Here is a 4,068-nt window from a genome sequence, read left to right on the forward strand (position 1 = left end):
CATGGTCGGGCGCTCCTTGGGGTCGGCGGCCAGCAGGCGCATCAGCAGCGCGTGCAGGGGGCCGGCCTGCCGGGGCGGGTTGACCACGCCGGCCGCCACGAGGTGCAGCAGGGCCAGCGTGTTCTCGTTCAGGCCGAACGGCGGCTCGCCCTCGACGGCGGCGTACACCGTGGAGCCGAGCGAGAAGACGTCCGAGGGCGGCCCGGGGTCGTAGCCCTTGGCCACCTCGGGCGCGAGGTAGGCGGGGGTGCCGGCCAGCATGCCGGTGGCCGTCACCGTCACGTCGCCGGTGGCCCGGGAGATGCCGAAGTCGGTGATCTTCACGACCCCGTCGTTGCCGATCAGGATGTTGCCGGGCTTGATGTCCCGGTGCACGATGCCGGCGGCGTGCGCGGCGTCCAGCGCCATCGCGGCCTGGGCCAGCACGCGGGCGGTCTCCTGGGGCGGCATGGTGCCCCGCTCGGCCAGGACGGCCGACAGGCTCCTGGACGGCAGGTACTCCATGATCAGCCAGGGATTGCCGTCTTCCTCGGCCACGTCGTACACGGCGATCGCGTGCGGGTGCTGCAGGCGGGCGGCGATCCGGCCCTCGCGCATCGCGCGCTGCTTGGCCTCGTGCGACTCGGCCGCGCTCATGCTGCTGTTGAGCAGCAGCTGCTTGACCGCGACCGTGCGCTGCAGCCGCTCGTCGCGGGCGGTCCACACCACGCCCATCGCGCCGCTGCCGATCCGGTTGGTCAGCCGGTACCGGCCAGCGACCAGACGACCGTCGTCAGTCACGGGTGCAGTCTCTCCTCGGTGCGCTGGTCGGCGGCTGGCGTGCGCGGCCCGCCGTCCATCCGGCAGGACAGGTACCCAGGTTAGGGGGTGACCCTGTCAGTCCCCGGTCAATCCGACCGTGCGCTGTGACACGCCACTCAACTCGTCGGCCAGTATTCCACGGCTTCCGCGACGGTCACCCATGTGGAGGAATACCCGCTGGTCAGCCGCCGAGAAGGCCCGTGATCGGGTTGAGCAGGCCGCCGATGAGACCCGAGTCCGAGGTCTGGGTGGGCGGGGCGCTGCTGTTCGGCTGCGACGAGGGCGACGGGTTGGCCGCGGTCTGCGAGGGCGGCGGCGGGTTCGTCGTCGGCGGGTCGCTCGGCGGGGTGTTCGACGCGCTGCTCGGCGGCTGGGTGCTCGTGGTCGTCGGCGTGGCCGAGGAGGACGAGGTGGCGCCGCCGTGCTGCTGCGCCTGCTGGCTGGCCGTCACGTACGGGGCGACACGCGGCGGCTTGGCCTGCTTGTCGGTCGTCGTGGACTTGCCGGCGGTGCTGTTGTCGGGGGTCACCTGCTCAGTGCCGCGGGGCGCCAGCGGGGCGTCGAGGGCCTGGCCGCGCGGGCCGCCGCCGTCGACCACCGTCAGCGGCACGCCGCTGCCGGAGGCGGTGTTCTGGTTGGTGTCCGCCTGCTGCACGTGGACGATGCTCGCGGCCACGGCGCCGCACAGGGCGGCCACACCGGCTGCCGCGGCGGCGATCTTCGGGGCCTGCTTGCGGCGCTGCTCACGGGGCAGCTTGCCCTCGCGGCGCAGCAGCTCGCGGATGTAGATCTCACGGCTGGGCGTGTCGTCGCAGGACGCCGACACGGTGGGCGCCTGGACAGTGGGGGCCTCCGCCGCGATCGCTTCGGCGGCCGCGCGCTCGGCGTCCATGGCCTCGACGTCGATCGGGGCGAGCAGCGTCTGCTCCTCCGGGGCGTGCGGGTTGTCCAGCACCGGCATCGGGAACTGGTCGGTGTCCGCGCTCACCGCCACGAACGGCCGCTCGTCCTCGGCCCGCTCCTCGACGTACTCGTACGCCTCGGAATAACCGGTGGAGGGATACGGTTCGTCGAGGTAATAGTCGTCCTGCACGGCCGGGATGACGTCCGTGGTCTCGCAGGGGGAGGGCTCCTCCCAGACCTGCCGGGTCGGGAACTGCTCGCCTCGATGGCGAGCGAGGAGCTCGGAAACGGGGATCTGCCGGGTGGCCGTGGTCGTGCCCACCCGTGTTGAGTCCTCGTACACCGTCGCGTCACCTCTCCGTCGGATCACTGACCGTGGTTTTGATACCGGATCAGAGGAGAGGCGTCACCAGTTTGGGTTAGAAGGTGCGCAGATTTGAGCTACTTAGTGCAGCCTTGATCCGCCGAATGGCCCAACGGTATGCGGGCGGTTGCCGTTTCGACGCTCACCTGTGACCTCAGGGCTGAAACGCCGGGGGCGGGCGTCGGACGCACGTGCACCTGTCGTCCCAGCGGCCTGGTTCGGTCGGCCGTTTGCCCCGGCCGCCATCCGCAGCAACGGCGCCTTCCGGACGGCGTCGCGAGCCCTTCGCACGGCTTGACCGGAGCGAAGTGGTCACCGCTGTCGTCGATCAGCCCTGCTGGGCCGACAGCACCTGGGCTCCGATGATCTTGGGCTGGTTGCCGCCGTCGACCCGCAGCAGCTGCTCCACGTGCAGCCAGCTGCCATCGGCCTGCTGGATGCCGATCACGCCGAGCACCGTGCCGTCGGACATCGCCTCGACGCGTTCCGGCCGCACGGCCCGCACCGACGACCAGGACCGGATGAATCCGGTCGGGTCGAGGTCGGCCAGCGAGCCGCCCATCATGGCCAGCGCGTCCCGCGGGTTCTGCGCCACTGTGTTGTAGAAGTCCCGCACCACCTCGACCGGGCCCGCCGTGTTGGCCGTCAGCGCCCGCTGGGCGGGGCCGGCGGAGCTCGTGGGCGTGGCGGCCGTGGCCGAGGGCCCGGTGGTCGTGGTGGCGGCGCTCAGCGGCTCGGTGTCGTACTTCTTGCCGGCCACCTCGGTGGCCAGCACGTCCGGCCGCAGCGCGTCGGCCCCGGTGAGGGCCTGCGGCTGCGGGGAGGTCATCACCGCCGCCTTGGCCGGCTTGGGGTCGCCGGTGATCATGGACGCCGCCGCGATGGTGGCGGCCAGCGTGACCGCCCCCATGAGCACGCCCAGCAGCTTCAGTGCCGTGCTGGTGCGCGGGTCACTGTCGTCCGGCAGGCCCTTGCCACCCAGCAGATCGCCCAGCAGGCCGTCGGTGGCGGCCTCCTCGGGCGTCGGGATGCGCACGGAGCCCGGCTGCCGCCGGATCAGGTCGGCCACGCTGACCGAACCGCCTCGACTGTGCCGCCTGCCGCCAGCAGGACGCTCCACGGGCGTTCTCCTCGCCAGTGCCGTTCTTGGACGTGGGGTACCGGTGCACTCGTACCGGGATCGACCCGGTGCGGGCCAGTTCTGGCGCAGAGTTCACCGCTTCGAGGTCGCCCTGGCTAGACACCTTCACTCGAAGGAATGAATCTCGGTGCAGAGGTTTCAGACCGTCACCCGGCGACCGGGGTGTCCTCGCTGATCAGCGGCAACACCCCCGGCGTGAACGCCAGCACGTGCTGCTCGGTCGTCGTGGTGCCGTCCTTGCGGGTGACCAGCACCGTGTTGATGGTGATGCCCTTGCCCGGGTCGATCGTGATGCCTTGCACCTGCACCGAGGACACGTCCTGGTAGCGCTGCTGCAGCGCCGCCTCGCCGTCGGCCTTGAGCGCCCCGGAGGTCAGCTGGTAGGCCTCGCCGACGTTGGACGCCACGGCGGCGAAGAAGTGCTGTGTCTGCTGCGCCACCTTGCCCGGGTCCACCACGGGGCTCGTCACGCCGGTGACGGTCGTGATGGTCGGCTGCGTGGTGTGCGTGGGCGCGCCGCCGCCGTGGGTGCCGCCCGACGACGAGCCGGTCGTCTGCGGCCGGGGGTCGGCGTCGGCGGGGCCCGTCTTGGCCACGGCGCTCGGCACCCCTGGCGGCAACGGCCGCGGCGAAGCCGTGGCCGTGGGCAGCGGCACCTGGAGTGCGTTGCCCGGGAACGACTCGATCTGCGTGCGCATCCTCGACGGACCGACCAGCAGCGCACCGATGACCAGCAGCGCCACCAGCGCCGCCACCGAGGAACCCACGGAGAACCACGCCGCCCGGCGCCAGGTGCGCGGCGGCGTCACCGAGGCCGGGACCGTGCCGTTGTCGAACTTGCGCAGCCCCACCGGATCCG

At 71.9% G+C, this 4,068-nt stretch carries 4 protein-coding genes; all 4 read right to left on the reverse strand.

Annotation, left to right across the window (positions count from 1 at the left end):
* The coding region (locus KUTG_RS30520) for a serine/threonine-protein kinase (protein ID WP_043721664.1) at positions 1-780 on the reverse strand (780 nt) is incomplete at its 3' end.
* A 202-nt stretch (positions 781-982) separates the two neighbouring features.
* Complete coding sequence (locus KUTG_RS30525) at positions 983-2,026, reverse strand: hypothetical protein (protein ID WP_157494869.1); 1,044 nt, start codon at positions 2,024-2,026, stop codon at positions 983-985.
* A gap of 370 nt (positions 2,027-2,396) precedes the next feature.
* Positions 2,397-3,188 (reverse strand): hypothetical protein, encoded by a 792-nt coding sequence (locus KUTG_RS30530; RefSeq protein WP_157494870.1) that lies wholly within the window; start codon positions 3,186-3,188, stop codon positions 2,397-2,399.
* Between the two features lie 167 nt (positions 3,189-3,355).
* A partial coding sequence (locus tag KUTG_RS30535) for a hypothetical protein (RefSeq protein WP_043721669.1) occupies positions 3,356-4,068 on the reverse strand: 713 nt, incomplete at its 5' end.

Origin of the sequence: Kutzneria sp. 744, assembly GCF_000568255.1 — a bacterium.
Classification (GTDB): Bacteria; Actinomycetota; Actinomycetes; order Mycobacteriales; family Pseudonocardiaceae; genus Kutzneria.